Source organism: Lysinibacillus sp. RU7, from assembly GCF_057837305.1.
This window is the reverse complement of record NZ_JBYQFK010000146.1, coordinates 1-266: the sequence shown is the minus strand read 5'-3', so window position 1 is coordinate 266 and position 266 is coordinate 1. Positions and strand designations below refer to the sequence as shown.

1 protein-coding gene is annotated in these 266 nt (G+C 63.5%); it reads left to right on the top strand.

The genetic code is table 11. From position 1 onward, the window contains the following. Positions 1-68: 68 nt before the first annotated feature. Positions 69-266 (top strand): patatin-like phospholipase family protein (locus AC3II9_RS21870; RefSeq protein WP_489158809.1); only part of this gene is annotated, 198 nt, incomplete at its 3' end.

Below are 266 nucleotides of genomic sequence, written 5' to 3'. Positions count from 1 at the left end.
CATTGAGTTTTAACGATATTACTGCGCCTGCCACGCCACCATCCCGGCGTTCGCGGGTTTGTCGGTCCATGACGCTGCTCCTGCCGCCCGATCTCCGCATCGCCATGGTCCTGGCCGGGGGCAATACGCTGGGTGCCTATCAGGCCGGGGTCTATGAGACCCTGCATGGGGTCGGTATCTCACCCGACTGGGTCGTCGGTACCTCGGTGGGCGCGATCAACGGCGCGATCATCGCGGGCAATGCACCGTCGTATCGTCTATCGCGG